Source organism: Pseudomonas monteilii NBRC 103158 = DSM 14164, from assembly GCF_000730605.1.
GTDB lineage: Bacteria > Pseudomonadota > Gammaproteobacteria > Pseudomonadales > Pseudomonadaceae > Aquipseudomonas > Aquipseudomonas monteilii.
The window spans coordinates 61,767-78,025 of the sequence record NZ_BBIS01000034.1; the positions used below are offsets into that span (position 1 = coordinate 61,767).

Here is a 16,259-nt window from a genome sequence, read left to right on the forward strand (position 1 = left end):
CGGCCTCTTGAATCAGCAATCCGGCTTGCCGGCGGTGAACTTCTTGGCCGGGTTCACCGCCGCCTTGAACTCACGCAGCGCCTTGGAACCCACCAGCAGCGGGTAATTGAAGCTGCTGCGGTCCACCAGGTTAACTTCCACGGTGCGCTTCACGTCACCCAGGCACAGCTCCAGGTCCACCACCGGACGCTTGGAGATTTCCGGCGCATCGCCTTCTTCCTCTTCATCGGCACGGCCTTTGATCTTGCTGATGCGTGACACCTTGTGCTCGTACACCTTGCCGTCCGAGTCTTTCGTGGCCAGGCGGAAGCGCACCCATTCCTCGCCATCACGGGTGAACAGTTCGATGTCCTTGGCCGATAGCGACGCGGTGAAGGCACCGGTGTCCATCTTGGCCTTCAGGGTTTCGCCCAGCTCGGGCAGGGTGATGTTCTCGTAACGGCCATAGATCGTAGGCTCGGCGGCCATTACCGGCAGTGCCAACAACGACAACAGGGCAAGCAGAGGTTTCACAGGCAGGCTTCCTTGAGAGGGGTCAGTGCTTAGACTGCACGGGCAGAATAGGTTCGCTGTCACAAGGTTAACCAACATGTTGTGAAACATTTGTCCCTGCCGTCGGGCATTGGACATTTGGCGTAGGCCACGGCGCTGCTTATCATTGCCAACCGTTTATCTCCCACAACAAGAGTCTCCTTATGCGTCGCCTGCTGACCGGCATTCTCACTACCACCCTGTTGCTGCTCAATACCGTGGTGTTGATCTGCCCGCTGCTGGTCTTCGCCCTGCTCAAACTGGTGTTGCCGGGCCGTGGCCGCGACTATGCCTCGTGGGCGGTGATGTGGGTAGCCGAAACCTGGTCGGAAATCGACAAGGCCATCTTCGCCTTGTGCATTCCTACCCAATGGGACATTCGCGGCGTCGAGAACCTGCGCAAAGACACCTCGTACCTGGCCGTGAGCAACCACCAGACCTGGGTCGACATCCCCGCGCTGATCGAAAGCCTCAACCGCCGCACGCCGTTCTTCAAGTTCTTTCTCAAGAAGGAGCTGATCTGGGTACCGCTGCTGGGCCTGGCCTGGTGGGGGCTGGATTACCCGTTCATGAAGCGCTACAGCAAGGCGTTTCTAGACAAGCACCCCGAACTCAAGGGCAAGGACCTGGAGATCACCAAGGCCGCTTGTGAGCTGTTCAAGCGCCAGCCCGTCACCGTGGTCAATTACCTCGAAGGCACGCGCTTCACCGAAGCCAAGCGCCAGGAACAACAGTCGCCTTATCGCTACCTGCTCAAGCCCAAGGCCGGCGGCGTGGCGTTCGTGCTGGCGGCATTGGGTGAGCAGTTGGATGCCCTGCTGGACGTGACCATCGTGTACCCCGGCAACAAGGCGCCGGGGTTCTGGGATTTGCTCAACGGCAGCATTAGCCGGGTGATTATCGACATTCAGGTGCGTGAGCTGGACCCCGCCTTGTGGGATGGGGATTATGAAAATGACCCGGCCTTCAGGCAGACCGTGCAGGCTTGGGTGAACCAGCTGTGGCTGGAAAAGGATCAGCGGATCGAGCAGTTGCGGGCGGATATGGGCTGAGATCTCCATCGCCTGTTCCGGCCATCCCGGCCTGGACCATCATCCTCGCCTCGATCGCGCTGGTTACCGTGCTGAACGTGATCGGCATCCACTCTGTCGCCAAGGCCAGCAACCTGATCGTTGGCGCGCAGATCGTGTTCATCGGGGTGTTCGTGGCCTTGTCCTGCCAGACCCTGGCCGGGCAACCGGTAGACCTGCTCTCGCCGCTGATGAGTGACGGCACACAACCTGGCTTCGGCCCGCTGATGGCCGGTGCTGCAGTACTGTGCCTGTCGTTTCTAGGCTTCGATGCCGTCTCGACCCTGGCCGAAGAATGCCGCGATGCACGCCACGATGTGCCACGGGCGATCATCCTTACCACGCTCTTCGCCGGCGTACTGTTCACCGCGCTGGCCTACGTCAGCCAACTGGTGCTGCCAGGCAGCACGTTTGCAAACGCCGATGCGGCGGCCAATGAAGTGATGTTCAGCGCGGGTGGGCAATTCCTGGCCAACTTCTTCACCGCCGCCTTCGTCGCCGGCAGCCTGGGTTCAGCACTGGCCTCGCAGGCGGCGGTGTCACGCATCCTGTTCACCATGGGCCGTGACAAGGTGCTGCCGCAGCGCACGTTCGGTTACCTGTCCCCACGCTTCGGCACGCCGGTGTTCGCCATTCTGCTGGTGTCGGCGTTCTCGCTGCTGGCGCTGGTGATCGACCTGTCCACCCTCGCTTCGCTGATCAGTTTCGGCGCGCTGGTGGCGTTCTCGGCGGTGAACCTGGCAGTGGTGAAGACCCACCTGATGGACGATGCCAGCCAGCGTAATGCCAAGGGGTTGTTGAGTTATGGCGTGGTGCCGCTGGTGGGGTTGGGGCTGACACTGTGGCTGTGGACCAGCCTGTCGGCGCTGACGTTGGTGATTGGGTTGTGCTGGTTTGCGCTGGGGCTGGCGTATCTTGCCGTTCTGACTGCCGGCTTCCGTCGTCCGGTTCTACTGACGGACTTCTCCGAGGCGGGCTGAGGTCCGCCGCAAGTACTGACAATTCTGCCAGTTGTGCGTGGCCTCGCGAAGACAAAGACTTACGTAACACCGTCTTTTGCGAGGTACCCGCCATTGAGAACAGCCGCCCTGGCCTACACCCCATACGGATACATCGACAGTCAAGCTTGGTTGGCCACCCTGCTTGGCTTCAATGGCGAAAAGAACGACCCCCTCACCAGCATCTACCCATTAGGACAAGGTTATCGTAGCTACAGTCCAACCCTGATGCGCTTCCATAAGCCCGATAACCTCAGCCCCTTTGGGCAGGGCGGATATAACACTTACGCATACTGCAACTGTGATCCGATCAATTTCCGGGATGACACAGGTCATGCGCGAACATTTGCTCAGCTACGGAAGTTCTGGGTTGAACATAGCCAGTCGGCCCAATCCTCAACGACCCCTTTGATACGAGCGCCAAAAAAGAAAGTGACATTTAACAGAAAGATAACTGGCCGTATCTATACGGGCGAACACGACGTACAGAGAGCCAGGCTTATTGAAGAAAAACAGTCATTGCAAGTTTACATTTACAAGTTCACTCAGCGCGTAAAACGAAAAACAGAAGACTTCAATTTTCTCATGGAGCCGTCGACGCCTGACCTCGCGAAAAGTTTTGGCATCAGTGAGGAAAGATACCAGACTTCGCTGGAGGCACTCGCCACATGGCTTGACGACGCGCAAGATCGGTTGAAAAACCTTAACTCCACACTCAGAAGCTATCGAGTCTAATGGCATGAGGAATATCTGATGAGTAGTGCGTCGCTTCGCGCTTATACACCTTATGGGCATTTTCACTATAGCCTTTCAAATCAGCAACTGCTCGGCTTCAATGGCGAACTGCTAGAAAGGCACTCTGGAGCGTACCTGCTTGGCAATGGCTATCGTCCGTACAACCCGATAATCATGCGATTCCTTGCGCCTGACAGCTGGAGCCCGTTCGGCAAGGGGGGGCTGAATGCCTATGGCTATTGCGCAGGAGACTCCATTAACAATGTAGATCCAGATGGGCATGCTGTTGTCAATCGATTACGCCGCCACGCCGCCATACTGACGCCCGATGTTCCTCCCCCCAAACGGCCCAGCATCTCAATCGCTCCCTCAACAGGCAGGGCTTGCAGACCGGACGCAGCGATCCGCTCACTCCTCCACCGCAAATTCAGCAGCCACGCGCCAATAGAAACCCACTGGCAAACGGTGGTCGAATGCCGTTTGAAGACCGGAGAAATCCAAGCGTGCCATTGAGTGAGGTCGTAACTCTGGCCAAAGAACTGGCGGGGGCGAAGCGGTCCCTTGCAGATGCTCCAGCGTTTCTGACATACGTGCATGAACCGAAAATGCGTGCCAATTACCTTGCGAATCTCGCCAGCATCCGTAGTGAAGTGCTAAAACAGCAAGATCGATTGAACGTGGCGATGGTCAGGTGGTTCCACTCCTGACCAACCCCATGTCCAGCCCAATCAAACCGATGGCGTATTCACTGGCGCCGGCGTGGTCCACAGGCTCCCCAGGTTCTGCAGCAACGACCCGGCGATGCCCTGCTGGCCCAGGTACTGCAGAATCAGAGGGGCAAACTGGCCGATCATCCCGGTGTCCATCCCCAGCGCCTTGAACGCAGTGTCCAGGTCGTTGCGGTTCTCGACGTTGTTGCCCAGGGCATTGCTCAGCGCCGACTGGCTTTCGCTGTTCTTGCCCAGTAAATCGCCCAATCCACTCAAGCCACCCAGCGCATTGGCCCCGGCCAGCAGGTTTAGCCCCGGTACCGCCTTGGTCAGCTGCCCATAGTCATCGCTGCTCAGGTTATTGCGCGCCAAGCCCAACATCGCCCCTGCTCCGCCAACGGCTTGTTCGGGGGTGATCTTCAATTCGCTACCCAGGGTGTTGAGCAGGTTGGCCTGTGCCTCGGGCGCCTGCACCTGGCCTTGCTGTTGCTGGTTCTGCATGGCCGACACGGCGTTGGCCGCATCGCTGAGATTGAAGGCGAACACCGGGCTTGCAGCCAGGGTCATCAGGGTTGCCAGGGTGAGTGCTTTCATCGGGAGGGACCTCGTGAGCCGGGATGGCTGCGGAAACGAGAAATTTGACTAAAAAAACCAACCTTTGTTCCGAGCCGATCACAAGCGCATGTCCCCGTAATCGATAAGCGCTGCGAGACGGCAGGTTGCGGTGGAAGTACTCAAGAAATCACATATACCAATTGGAACATTTCAAATACCTAGTATTTTTACCAGTTGCTAGTCGATTCTTCGGCAGTCATGCTTGAGACGCTCACGTCATCCATAAAGAAGCGCTGCCAATTAATTGGCCACGCACTACACAATTGGAAGTATTCGCATGCTTATCAGAGCCAGCACTAGAAAGTTTCTCTATCAAAATGGCGAACTTAGCACCATCATAACCAATAAGGAAAGCCTAACAATTTTTCGCCACACGACCACGTTGCTTTCCGAGCGAAGCACCACCCATGGACAAGCACTTACAGCAGGCGATCAAAGCAACTCCACACTGATTAGAACAAGCGCCGAAAAACAAGAAACACATGCCTACTCTCCTTACGGACACGAATCCTATTTTCACACCGCATTCACAACGATAGGTTTTAACGGGAAACCATTCGATAACTTCTTAGAAGGTTACATACTCGGTAACGGCCATAGGTTATTCAAACCAGCAACTATGCGCTTTTGCTCTCCCGATGAAATCAGCCCTTTCGGCGCTGGTGGACTTAACGCTTACGCCTATTGCTCGGGAGACCCGACAAACTTCCACGACCCATCAGGACGTTCTAGAGCAGCCCTTCTTTTCAAGGCTTTAAAAAAAATTTTTCCCGAGCCAACTAAAAACACGCAGGTAGGCCAACCGGGTCATTATGACCATGTCACCTCGCCCCCCAGCTATGCAAAGGTACTCTCCGAGCATCCCAGCGAACTTTCTACTGCTAAAGCTTTCCTCCTCGAAGATCTCCTCGCGCAAGAAAAAATACTTGAATTCCACAAAAATGAAAAATCATTGTATCTCCAGGCCGCCTTCAAGGAAAATAAGAAGACGAAAAAATTTTTCCAAAAGCCTAGTACAAAAAAAGCACACATAAAAACCGAGAACGAATATAAAGCGCAATACCACCACCACAAAAAACTGGAAGAAAATGCCCAAGGGAACATTGATCAGATCAATACCTCACTCGCACGGATCAGAGTCGCGGAAAGCTAGAAACAGCGACGTGCGGCAACGCCCCAACAGCCGCACGAACTCTTGCGACTTGTCTTCATACCCAGCTCAAGCGAGGCTAAGGCATGCAACCGGGGCAGAACCGCACCTAAATGAAAAGCCCCTCGACTGGAGGGGCTCTTCTTACTTAATGATGATTACGCCGCCCCCCACATCTTGTGCGGATCGATCACAAATTTCTTCGGCACACCCGCATCAAACTCGCCATACCCTTCCGGCGCCTGATCCAGATTGATCACCTGCACCCCCACTACCTCGGCAATGTTAATCCGGTCCCACATGATCGCCTGCATCAGCTGGCGGTTGTACTTCATGGTCGGGGTCTGGCCGGTGTGGAAGCTGTGCGACTTCGCCCAGCCGAGGCCGAAGCGGATGCTCAGTGCGCCGATCTTGGCGGCGGCATCTACCGCGCCCGGGTCTTCGGTCACGTACAGGCCCGGGATACCGATGTTGCCGGCAACGCGGGTAACCTGCATCAGCGAGTTCAGCACGGTAGCAGGGGCTTCGTGCTTGGCGCCCTCGTGGCCATGGCCACGGGCCTCGAAGCCAACGGCGTCAACGGCGCAGTCCACTTCCGGCTCGCCGAGGATGTCGATGATCTGCTCGTGCAGCGGGGTGTCCTTGGACAGGTCGACCACTTCGAAGCCTTGCGACTTGGCGTGGGCCAGGCGGGCCGGGTTGAGGTCGCCAACGATCACGCAGGCAGCGCCAAGCAGGCGGGCCGAGGCAGCAGCGGCCAAGCCAACCGGGCCAGCGCCCGCTACGTAAACGGTGCTACCTGGGCCTACGCCAGCAGTGACGGCGCCGTGGTAGCCAGTAGGCAGGATGTCGGACAGGCAGGTCAGGTCACGGATCTTTTCCATGGCCTTGTCGCGCTCGGGCAGTTTCAGCAGGTTGAAGTCGGCGTACGGCACCAGCACGTACTCGGCCTGGCCACCGGTCCAGTCGCCCATGTCGACGTAGCCGTAGGCACCGCCGGCGCGGGCCGGGTTAACGGTGAGGCAGACGCCGGTGTGCATCTCTTTGCAGGAGCGGCAACGGCCACAGGCAACGTTGAAGGGTACCGAGACCAGGTCGCCGATCTGCATGCGCTCGACATCGCGGCCTTTTTCGACGATTTCACCGGTGATTTCGTGGCCCAGGACCAGGCCGACCTGGGCAGTGGTGCGGCCGCGGACCATGTGCTGGTCGGAGCCGCAGATGTTGGTGGAGACCACCTTCAGGATCACGCCGTGTTCGATCTTCTTGCCGCGCGGGTCCTGCATTTTCGGGTAGTCGATCTTCTGCACCTCGACCTTGCCGGCGCCGAGATATACCACTCCACGATTGCCAGACATGCTCTTACCTCGCTTGATTTGTATTTATGCAGCGGTGGTTGAACGCGCCGCCATCCATGGGCGGCATGTGTTTCTGGAGTGAGGGGAATTGTGGGCCTGATGGGCCGGGATGCACTGACTGGGAGCGACAGGGAGATGCCTTTTAGCGGCAAGGGTGTCGCTGGAGGGTATGGAGGATGAGGCAGGCGTGTTGACCTGCACCGGCCTCTTCGCGGGGCTCGCCCCGCGAAGAGGCCGGTACAGGCGCTAGAGAACGACCGTCCGGTTGGCGTTGAGGAACACCCGACGCTCGATGTGATAACCCACAGCCCGCGCCAGGGTCAGGCACTCGATGTCGCGCCCTTTGGCAATCAGGTCTTCCGGGTAATGGCTGTGGTCCACCACTTCAACGCCCTGGGCAATGATCGGCCCTTCGTCCAGGTCGTTGTTGATGTAATGCGCAGTCGCGCCGACCATCTTCACGCCCTTGTTGTACGCCTGGTGATAAGGCTTGGCGCCTTTGAACCCCGGCAACAACGAGTGGTGAATGTTGATCGCCCAGCCATCCAGGCGCCGGCACAGCTCGGGCGATAGCACCTGCATGTAGCGAGCGAGGATAACCAGCTCTGCGCCGGTCTCCTCGATCACCTGCAGCACCTTGCGCTCCTGCCCAGGCTTATCCTTAGGATCGAGCGCGAAGTGGTAGTAAGGAATCTTGTGCCACTGGGCCAGCGGTTCGAGGTCGGGATGGTTGGACACCACCGCAACCACGTCCATACCCAACTGGCCGATGCGCTGGCGGTACAGCAGATCGTTCAGGCAGTGGTCGGCCTTGGACACCATGATCACCACCTTGGGGCGGTGATTCGGTGCGGTCAGCTCAAACGTCATGCCGAACGCTTCGCTGCGCTCGGCAAGGCCGGCCCGGAAGCCCGCCTCGTCGAAATCATCCGGCTGGCGGAATTCGACGCGAATGAAGAAGCGCCCCGACTGCCGGTCATCGAAGGAGTGGTGCTCCGTCACGTAGCAGCGCTGCTCGAAGAGGTAACGCGTCACCACGTCGACGGTGCCGAGCATGCTCGGGCAGTCGGCGGTGAGAATCCAGGTATCCGGTGCCCGACTCATGTTCTGCGCTCCTTAGGCTTCGATGCTCAGGCCGTACTCGGCCGAAGCGTCCTGCAGCCACAGCCACCAGTAGTCAGCGAAACTGCGGCGAATCACCAGTTCCCAGGTGTCTTCCGCAGTGCGGCGAATCACCAGTTGCGACTTGGCGAACACGGTACCCACTGCCTTGCCCACCGGGAAGTTGTTCGGGTGAACATCATAGCTGGTGGACTTCATCAGCACTTCACGCACATTCGGGCCGCGCAGTTCCAGCAGGCTTTGCCCGCCGCTCACGTTGACCACCTGGATGTGCTGGCCTTCAAGGGCTGCACGCAGCTTTTGCTCGACAGCCAGTTCCTGGCCACCGGGTACGATCAGCAGCCATTCATCCGGGCCAACCCATTGCAGCGACATGTCGTTGTTGGCGACCACGGTCAGGGCCACCGGCAGCTCCAGGCCCAGGGCCTTGTGCACGCCTGCGGCGAATTCCGGGTTGTGGCCATCGCCGCGAAGGGTGAGGTGGCCAAGGAACTTGCGTTCACGCAGGGTCACGCCTGCGTTCTTGCGGCCTTTGCCAACCAGGCTGGCCAGGTCGGCGTGGTGCAGTGGCGACTGGGCCTTGGCCTCGGCGCCGGGGTTTTGCTGGAAGACGTTGATAGCGCTCATTTCTTACCTGCCTTGAATTCTTGTTCGTCAGGGCAGCGCAGCACCGGGCTGCGCCGCTATCCGGGGGCCTTTAGACGTTCTGCCGCTCACCCTTCGGATCGAAGAACACCGAAGACACGATCTCCGCCTCGATCACGCTGCCATCCGCCTGCGGCGAGTACACGCGCTCGCCCATGCGCTTGAGGCCGCCTTTGACCACGCCCATGGCGAACGAGTAGCCCAGGGAGTTGGACGCGTAGCTGGAGGTCACGTGGCCAACCATGTCCATCGGGATCGGCTGTTTCGGGTCGAATACCAGCTGGGCGCCTTCCGGCAGCCATTTGGTCGGGTCGACCGGCTTCAGGCCTACCAGTTGCTTGCGGTTCTCGCGCACGCAGTCTTCACGGTTCATGCCACGCAGGCCGATCCACGAGAACGGCTTGTTGCGGCCCACGCACCAACTCATGTTCAGGTCGTCCGGGGTCATCGAGCCGTCGGTGTCCTGGCCCACGATGATGAAGCCCTTCTCGGCACGCAGTACGTGCATGGTCTCGGTGCCGTACGGGGTCAGGTTGTACTTCTTGCCGGCCTCGATGATCTGTTCCAGCACGCCCATGGCGTAGTTGGCCTGCACGTTCACTTCGTACGACAGCTCACCGGTGAACGAGATACGGAACACACGGGCTGGCACGCCGCCCACGTTGCCTTCCTTCCAGGTCATGAACGGGAAGGCTTCCTTGTCCATGTCGATGTCGGTCAGCTCGCTCAGCAGCTTGCGGCTGTTGGGGCCGGACAGGGTCATGGTGGCCCAGTGGTCGGTGACCGAAGTGAAGTACACCTTCAGCTCTGGCCATTCGGTCTGGTGGTACAGCTCCATCCACTGCAGCACGCGGGCGGCGCCGCCGGTGGTGGTGGTCATGATGAAGTGGTTATCGCCAACGCAGGCGGTTACGCCGTCGTCGAAGACCATGCCGTCTTCCTTGCACATCAGGCCGTAGCGGGCCTTGCCCACGTCGAGCTTGGTCCAGGCGTTGGTGTAGATGCGGTTGAGGAACTCGCGCGCATCCGGGCCCTGGATATCGATCTTGCCCAGGGTGGAGGCGTCCAGCAGGCCCACGCTGTCGCGCACGGCCTTGCATTCACGGGCCACGGCGGCATGGATGTCTTCACCGGCTTTCGGGAAGTACCACGGGCGCTTCCACTGGCCGACGTCTTCGAACTCGGCGCCGTTCTTCACGTGCCAGGCATGCAGGGCGGTGAAGCGCACCGGCTCGAACAGGTGACCACAGTGACGGCCCGCTACGGCGCCGAACGTCACCGGCGTGTAGTTGGGGCGGAACATGGTGGTGCCCATTTCCGGGATGGTGATGCCGATCGAACGGGCGGCGATGGCCAGGCCGTTGATGTTGCCCAGTTTGCCCTGGTCGGTACCGAAGCCCAACGCGGTGTAGCGTTTGACGTGCTCGACCGACTCGAAGCCTTCACGGGTGGCCAGTTCGATACCGGCAGCGGTCACGTCGTTCTGCTGGTCGACGAACTGCTTCGGCCCCTTGGTGCCCTTGTCGTGCGGCACCAGGAACAGCGCCACGGTGGCCTCTTCCTTGCGTGCAACGGTTTTCGGCAGGGTGCCGACGGTTGCCTTGAAGCCTGCTTCGGTGGCTGCGCGCACGCCGCCTTCGAAGCCATCGGCAATCACGTCGCCAAGGGCGTAGACACCATTGATACCACCCACGCATTCGCGTTTTTGCGGCGCATCGCCCGGCACGAAGCCGAGGATGTCGTCACGCCATACCGGGCGACCGCCCAGGTGCGAGGCCAGGTGTACGATCGGGCTGTAGCCGCCCGAGGACGCGATCAGGTCGCACTCGAGGGTTTCGCCTGGGCTGGTGACTTTGTGCGCCTGCACATCGATGGCGGCCACACGGGCGCCGGTGACGTGCTTGCTGCCTTTGGCCTCGACCACGGCGCTGGAGGTAAGGATACGAATGCCCTTGGCACGCGCTTCTTCAACCAGCGAGCCACGTGGGTTGTGGCGGGCGTCGGCGATGGCGACCACTTGCAGGCCAGCGTCGTGCCAGTCCAGCGCGGCGCGGTAGGCGTGATCGTTGTTGGTCGACAGCACCAGCTTGCGGCCTGGGGCCACGCCGTAGCGGCGAACGTAGGTAGAAACGGCACCGGCCAACATGTTACCCGGCACGTCGTTGTTGCCGTACACCAGCGGGCGCTCGTGGGCGCCGGCAGCCAGTACCACGCGTTTGGCGCGTACACGGTGCACACGGTGGCGAACCTGGCCGATCGGGGCGCGGTCGCCGAGGTGGTCGGTGAGGCGCTCGTGGATGGTCAGGAAGTTATGGTCGTGGTAGCCGTTGACCGTGGCGCGTGGCAGCAGGGTCACTTCCGGCAGGCCTTCCAGCTCTTTGACCACGGCGTTGACCCAGTCGGTGGCAGGCTTGCCGTCGAGGGTTTCGCGGGTGTCGAGCAGGCTGCCGCCGAACTCTTCCTGCTCGTCAGCCAGGATCACGCGGGCACCGCTGCGCGCAGCGGCCAGTGCAGCGGCCAGGCCAGCAGGGCCGGCACCGACGATCAGCACGTCGCAGTGCTGGTTCATGTAGTCGTAGCTGTCCGGGTCGTTCTGCAGCGGCGCACGGCCCAGGCCTGCGGCTTTGCGGATGTACTTCTCGTACGTCATCCAGAACGATTTCGGGTACATGAAGGTTTTGTAGTAGAAGCCCGGCGGCATCATGCTGCCGCCCACCTTGCCAAGGATGCCCATGACGTCGTTGTTGACGTTCGGCCAGCCGTTGGTGCTGGTGGCGACAAGGCCTGCGTACAGCGCCTGCTGGGTGGCACGCACGTTCGGGATCTGGGTGGCTTCGCTGGAGCCGATCTGCAGGATGGCGTTCGGCTCTTCGGTACCTGCAGCGATGATGCCGCGTGGACGCGAGTACTTGAAGCTGCGGCCAACGATGTCGACGCCGTTGGCCAGCAACGCGGCGGCCAGGCTGTCACCGGCATAACCCTGGTAGGTCTTGCCGTTGAAACTGAAGTTCAGGACCTTGCTGCGGTCGATACGGCCGCCGCTGGCGAGGCGATAGGTCTGGCTCATACTTTTTCCCCTTGGCCTTTGACGGTCGACGGTGCGTTTGCAGCTTTACCGTTGGCGGTCACTTGCGGCTTCTCGCCAATCTTGTAGGTTTCCAGAATCTCGTAGGTCACGGTGTCGCGGGTGACGTTGAAGTACTGGCGGCAGCCGGCAACGTGGTCCCACAGTTCATGGTGAATCCCGCGTGGGTTGTCACGGTAGAACATGTAGGTACCCCACTCCTCGTCGGAGCAGGCGTTAGGGTCCAGCGGGCGGGCGATGTGCGCCTGGCCAGAGGCGTGGAACTCTTCTTCGGAGCGCAGCTCGCCGCAGTGGGGACAGAAAATATGCAACATGACGGTGTCTCCGGTTAGTGGGCGACGGCGGCGGCGCCGTGTTCGTCGATCAGTGCGCCGTTGTAGAAACGGTCCATGGAGAACGGCGCGGCCAGTGGGTGCATTTCGCCCTTGGCCAGGCTCGCGGCGAAGACGTTGCCCGAACCCGGGGTCGCCTTGAAGCCGCCAGTACCCCAACCGCAGTTGAAGAACATGTTCTTGACCGGGGTCTTGGTGATGATCGGGCAGGCGTCTGGCGAGGTATCGACGATGCCACCCCACTGGCGGTTCATGCGAACGCGCGACAGGTTGGGGAACATTTCGACGATGGCCTGCAGGGTGTGCTCGATCACCGGGTACGAACCGCGCTGGCCGTAGCCGACCCAGCCATCGATACCGGCACCGATCACCAGGTCGCCCTTGTCGGACTGGCTGATGTAGCCGTGTACGGCGTTGGACATGATCACGCTGTCGATGATCGGCTTGATCGGCTCGGACACCAGCGCTTGCAGCGGGTGCGATTCCAGCGGCAGGCGGAAGCCGGCCAGCTTGGCCATGTGCCCGGAGTTACCGGCGGTGACCACACCAACGCGCTTGGCGCCAATGAAGCCTTTGTTGGTTTCCACACCGATGACCGCGCCGTTTTCCTTGCGGAAGCCGATCACTTCGGTTTGCTGGATCAGGTCAACGCCCAGGGCGTCGGCAGCACGGGCGAAGCCCCAGGCCACGGCGTCGTGACGGGCCACGCCACCACGGCGCTGCACGGTGGCACCCAGGATCGGGTAGCGGGTGTTCTTGGAGCAGTCCAGGTACGGGATTTCTGCGGCAACCTGGGCGGTGTTCAGCAGCTCGCCATCCACGCCGTTCAGGCGGTTGGCGCTGACGCGGCGCTCGGAGTCACGCATGTCCTGCAAGGTGTGGCACAGGTTGTACACGCCGCGCTGGGAGAACATGACGTTGTAGTTCAGGTCCTGAGACAGGCCTTCCCACAGCTTCATGGCGTGCTCGTACAGGTGCGCCGACTCGTCCCACAGGTAGTTGGAACGCACGATGGTGGTGTTACGGGCGGTGTTGCCGCCGCCCAGGTAGCCCTTCTCGATAACGGCGACGTTGGTGATGCCGTGCTCTTTGGCCAGGTAATAAGCCGTGGCCAGGCCATGGCCGCCACCGCCGACGATAACCACGTCGTACACCTTTTTAGGGGTGGGCGTGCGCCACATGCGCTGCCAGTTTTCGTGGTGGCTGAGGGAGTGTTTGAAAAGGCAGAAGCCCGAGTAGCGTTGCATGGTCGTTTACTCCACTCAGCGGTAAACAGGGAAGTCGGCGCACAGGGCAGCGACGTTCTTCGCCACATCGGCTTCGACGTCGGCGTCACCGAGGTTGTCGAGGATGTCGCAGATCCAGCCGGCCAGGGCCACGCACTGGGCAACCTTGAAGCCACGGGTGGTGACGGCCGGGGTACCGATGCGCAGGCCCGAGGTGACGAACGGCGACTGCGGGTCGTTCGGCACGGCGTTCTTGTTGACGGTAATGTGCGCGCGGCCGAGGGCGGCGTCAGCATCTTTACCCGTCAGGCCCTGGCGAATCAGGCTGACCAGGAACAGGTGGTTGTCGGTGCCACCGGAAACCACGTCGTAGCGACGGTCGATGAACACCTGGGCCATGGCCTGGGCGTTTTCGATCACTTGTTGCTGGTAGGCCTTGAAGCCTGGCTCCAGTGCTTCCTTGAAGCACACGGCCTTGGCGGCGATCACGTGCATCAGCGGGCCGCCCTGGGCGCCTGGGAATACAGCGGCGTTCAGCTTTTTCTCGATCTCTTCGTTCGACTTGGCCAGGATCAGGCCGCCACGTGGGCCGCGCAGGGTCTTGTGGGTGGTAGTAGTCACCACGTCTGCGAACGGAATCGGGTTCGGGTACAGGCCAGCAGCAACCAGACCGGCAACGTGGGCCATGTCGACGAACAGCAGCGCACCGACCTTGTCGGCGATGGCGCGGAAGCGTGGGAAGTCGAGGGTTTTGGAGTAGGCCGAGAAGCCGGCAACGATCATTTTCGGCTTGTGCTCGACGGCCAGGCGCTCGACTTCGTCGTAGTCGATCAGGCCGGTGTTGGTGTCGATGCCGTACTGAACAGCGTTGTACAGCTTGCCCGAGGACGACACTTTAGCGCCGTGGGTCAGGTGGCCGCCGTGGGCCAGGCTCATGCCGAGGATGGTGTCACCGGCCTGCAGCAGGGCCAGGTAGACAGCGCCGTTGGCCGACGAACCGGAGTGCGGCTGGACGTTGGCGTAGTCGGCGCCGAACAGCTGCTTGGCGCGCTCGATGGCCAGGGCTTCTACCTTGTCCACGTGCTCGCAGCCACCGTAGTAGCGCTTGCCCGGGTAGCCTTCGGCGTACTTGTTGGTGAGGCCGCTGCCTTGGGCCTGCATGACGCGCTTGCTGGTGTAGTTCTCCGAGGCGATCAGCTCGATGTGATCTTCCTGGCGCTGTTCTTCGGCATTCATCGCCGCCAGCAGTGCGTCGTCGTAACCCTGGATCTGGTCTTGCTTGCTGAACATCGTGTATCTCCCGGCAGCGATCGTTTTTTGTCGTGGGGCACTGTGGCCCTTTGTGGCGATGTTATGACTGGTCGGGGCGGGTCAGATGCCTGCGCACGCCTTGCAATGGCGCGTTTACGACATTGGCTTTTGTGTTAGTCGTGCCGGCCTCTTCGCGGGACAAGCCCGCTCCCACAATGGCCCTGTGTACCCGGGCCATTGTGGGAGCGGGCTTGTCCCGCGAAGAGGCCGGTCCAGACACCCCTGAAATCAGCTTATGTCGGGGTTGTATAGGCAACCGCTGAATCGATGGTTTAGAGTGCTGTTCTGCGTCGTTCACAGGACCGTGTCATGACAGATAAGAGCCAACAATTCGCCAGCGACAACTATTCCGGCATCTGCCCAGAAGCCTGGGCAGCAATGGAAAAGGCCAACCACGGCCACGACCGCGCTTACGGCGACGACCAGTGGACCGAGCGCGCCTCGGAATACTTCCGCAACCTGTTCGAAACCGACTGCGAGGTGTTCTTCGCCTTCAACGGCACCGCCGCCAACTCCCTGGCCCTGGCCTCGCTGTGCCAGAGCTACCACAGCGTCATCTGCTCCGAGACCGCGCACGTCGAAACCGACGAATGCGGTGCCCCGGAGTTCTTCTCCAACGGTTCCAAGCTGCTGACGGCGGCCAGCGTCAACGGCAAGCTGACGCCGGAATCCATCCGTGAAGTGGCGCTCAAGCGCCAAGACATCCACTACCCAAAACCACGTGTGGTCACCATCACACAGGCCACCGAAGTAGGCACCGTTTATCGCCCAGATGAGCTCAAAGCGATCAGCGCGACCTGTAAGGAACTGGGGCTGAACCTGCACATGGATGGCGCGCGCTTTACCAATGCCTGCGCGTTTCTCGGCTGCAGTCCGGCCGAGCTGACCTGGAAGGCCGGTGTAGATGTGCTGTGCTTTGGCGGCACCAAGAACGGCATGGCCGTGGGTGAGGCGATCCTGTTCTTCAACCGCCAGCTGGCCGAAGACTTCGACTACCGCTGCAAGCAGGCCGGGCAACTGGCGTCGAAGATGCGCTTCCTGTCGGCACCGTGGGTGGGCCTATTGGAAGATGGCGCCTGGTTGCGCCATGGCAATCACGCTAACCATTGCGCGCAACTGCTGGCCTCGCTGGTGAGTGACTTGCCAGGGGTGGAGCTGATGTTCCCGGTGGAGGCCAACGGGGTGTTTCTGCAGATGCCGGAGCACGCGATTGAAGCGCTGCGGGGCAAGGGGTGGCGGTTCTATACCTTTATTGGTAGCGGCGGGGCGCGGTTCATGTGCTCGTGGGATACCGAGGAAGAGCGGGTGCGGGAGCTGGCGGCGGATATCCGTAGCATCATCACTGACTGACAGGCCGCATTCGCGGGGCAA

13 protein-coding genes and 2 pseudogenes are annotated in these 16,259 nt (G+C 60.6%); 6 read left to right on the forward strand and 9 right to left on the reverse strand.

Going from position 1 to position 16,259, the window contains the following annotated elements; translation table 11 throughout:
• Positions 1–12: 12 nt before the first annotated feature.
• Positions 13–513, reverse strand: a complete 501-nt coding sequence (gene rloA2 / locus PM2_RS18220) for a retropepsin-like aspartic peptidase RloA2 (RefSeq protein ID WP_019096441.1) — start codon at positions 511–513, stop codon at positions 13–15.
• 182 nt (positions 514–695) lie between these two features.
• Here rloA2 and yihG point away from each other — a divergent pair, with 182 nt between their 5' ends.
• From yihG to PM2_RS31590, 4 genes and pseudogenes are all read left to right on the forward strand, one after another.
• Positions 696–1,583 (forward strand): 1-acylglycerol-3-phosphate O-acyltransferase, YihG family, encoded by an 888-nt coding sequence (gene yihG / locus PM2_RS18225; protein ID WP_016714533.1) that lies wholly within the window; start codon positions 696–698, stop codon positions 1,581–1,583.
• Between the two features lie 17 nt (positions 1,584–1,600).
• Positions 1,601–2,581, forward strand: a pseudogene (locus PM2_RS18230) (APC family permease); the annotation flags it as partial.
• Between the two features lie 93 nt (positions 2,582–2,674).
• The gene (locus PM2_RS18235; RefSeq protein ID WP_016714531.1) at positions 2,675–3,334 is read left to right on the forward strand and encodes an RHS repeat-associated core domain-containing protein; all 660 of its coding nucleotides are present in this window, start codon (positions 2,675–2,677) and stop codon (positions 3,332–3,334) included.
• Between the two features lie 39 nt (positions 3,335–3,373).
• Positions 3,374–3,616, forward strand: a pseudogene (locus PM2_RS31590) (RHS repeat-associated core domain-containing protein); the annotation flags it as partial.
• A 446-nt stretch (positions 3,617–4,062) separates the two neighbouring features.
• On the opposite strand, the gene PM2_RS18240 reads toward PM2_RS31590, so the two are convergent.
• Positions 4,063–4,638 (reverse strand): DUF2780 domain-containing protein, encoded by a 576-nt coding sequence (locus PM2_RS18240; RefSeq protein WP_028699074.1) that lies wholly within the window; start codon positions 4,636–4,638, stop codon positions 4,063–4,065.
• Positions 4,639–4,936: 298 nt separating this feature from the next.
• Here PM2_RS18240 and PM2_RS30210 point away from each other — a divergent pair, with 298 nt between their 5' ends.
• Positions 4,937–5,812, forward strand: a complete 876-nt coding sequence (locus tag PM2_RS30210; protein ID WP_080694003.1) for an RHS repeat-associated core domain-containing protein — start codon at positions 4,937–4,939, stop codon at positions 5,810–5,812.
• A gap of 155 nt (positions 5,813–5,967) precedes the next feature.
• On the opposite strand, the gene fdhA is transcribed toward PM2_RS30210, so the two are convergent.
• The 7 genes from fdhA to PM2_RS18285 all read right to left on the reverse strand — a co-directional run bounded on the left by fdhA (position 5,968) and on the right by PM2_RS18285 (position 14,867).
• A complete protein-coding gene (gene fdhA / locus PM2_RS18255; protein ID WP_028699076.1) occupies positions 5,968–7,167 on the reverse strand; it encodes a formaldehyde dehydrogenase, glutathione-independent in 1,200 nt (399 codons plus the stop codon).
• A 246-nt stretch (positions 7,168–7,413) separates the two neighbouring features.
• Entirely contained in the window at positions 7,414–8,271 is an 858-nt protein-coding gene (purU, locus tag PM2_RS18260; protein ID WP_019096474.1) for a formyltetrahydrofolate deformylase, read from the reverse strand.
• Positions 8,272–8,283: 12 nt separating this feature from the next.
• Positions 8,284–8,916 carry a sarcosine oxidase subunit gamma gene (locus tag PM2_RS18265; protein ID WP_016484539.1) on the reverse strand — a complete coding sequence of 211 codons (633 nt, stop codon included), beginning with the start codon at positions 8,914–8,916 and terminating at the stop codon, positions 8,284–8,286.
• Positions 8,917–8,986: 70 nt separating this feature from the next.
• Positions 8,987–12,001 carry a sarcosine oxidase subunit alpha gene (locus tag PM2_RS18270; RefSeq protein ID WP_019096473.1) on the reverse strand — a complete coding sequence of 1,005 codons (3,015 nt, stop codon included), beginning with the start codon at positions 11,999–12,001 and terminating at the stop codon, positions 8,987–8,989.
• Complete coding sequence (locus tag PM2_RS18275) at positions 11,998–12,333, reverse strand: sarcosine oxidase subunit delta (protein ID WP_012270119.1); 336 nt, start codon at positions 12,331–12,333, stop codon at positions 11,998–12,000. Before PM2_RS18275 ends, PM2_RS18270 begins: the two co-directional genes overlap by 4 nt.
• A 14-nt stretch (positions 12,334–12,347) precedes the next feature.
• Positions 12,348–13,598 carry a sarcosine oxidase subunit beta family protein gene (locus tag PM2_RS18280; RefSeq protein ID WP_028699077.1) on the reverse strand — a complete coding sequence of 417 codons (1,251 nt, stop codon included), beginning with the start codon at positions 13,596–13,598 and terminating at the stop codon, positions 12,348–12,350.
• A 15-nt stretch (positions 13,599–13,613) separates the two neighbouring features.
• Entirely contained in the window at positions 13,614–14,867 is a 1,254-nt protein-coding gene (locus tag PM2_RS18285; RefSeq protein WP_028699078.1) for a serine hydroxymethyltransferase, read from the reverse strand.
• 330 nt (positions 14,868–15,197) lie between these two features.
• On the opposite strand from PM2_RS18285, the gene PM2_RS18290 reads away from it, so the two are divergent.
• On the forward strand, positions 15,198–16,238 hold the full coding sequence (locus PM2_RS18290) for a threonine aldolase family protein (RefSeq protein ID WP_016714524.1): 1,041 nt from the start codon (positions 15,198–15,200) through the stop codon (positions 16,236–16,238).
• Positions 16,239–16,259: the final 21 nt, after the last annotated feature.

Coding starts and splice junctions, on each gene's coding strand:
- yihG (WP_016714533.1), top strand. CDS start 696: ATGCGTCGCCTGCTGACCGGCATTCTCACTACCACCCTGTTGCTGCTC.
- PM2_RS18240 (WP_028699074.1), bottom strand. CDS start 4,638: ATGAAAGCACTCACCCTGGCAACCCTGATGACCCTGGCTGCAAGCCCG.
- PM2_RS30210 (WP_080694003.1), top strand. CDS start 4,937: ATGCTTATCAGAGCCAGCACTAGAAAGTTTCTCTATCAAAATGGCGAA.
- fdhA (WP_028699076.1), bottom strand. CDS start 7,167: ATGTCTGGCAATCGTGGAGTGGTATATCTCGGCGCCGGCAAGGTCGAG.
- purU (WP_019096474.1), bottom strand. CDS start 8,271: ATGAGTCGGGCACCGGATACCTGGATTCTCACCGCCGACTGCCCGAGC.
- PM2_RS18265 (WP_016484539.1), bottom strand. CDS start 8,916: ATGAGCGCTATCAACGTCTTCCAGCAAAACCCCGGCGCCGAGGCCAAG.
- PM2_RS18270 (WP_019096473.1), bottom strand. CDS start 12,001: ATGAGCCAGACCTATCGCCTCGCCAGCGGCGGCCGTATCGACCGCAGC.
- PM2_RS18275 (WP_012270119.1), bottom strand. CDS start 12,333: ATGTTGCATATTTTCTGTCCCCACTGCGGCGAGCTGCGCTCCGAAGAA.
- PM2_RS18280 (WP_028699077.1), bottom strand. CDS start 13,598: ATGCAACGCTACTCGGGCTTCTGCCTTTTCAAACACTCCCTCAGCCAC.
- PM2_RS18285 (WP_028699078.1), bottom strand. CDS start 14,867: ATGTTCAGCAAGCAAGACCAGATCCAGGGTTACGACGACGCACTGCTG.
- PM2_RS18290 (WP_016714524.1), top strand. CDS start 15,198: ATGACAGATAAGAGCCAACAATTCGCCAGCGACAACTATTCCGGCATC.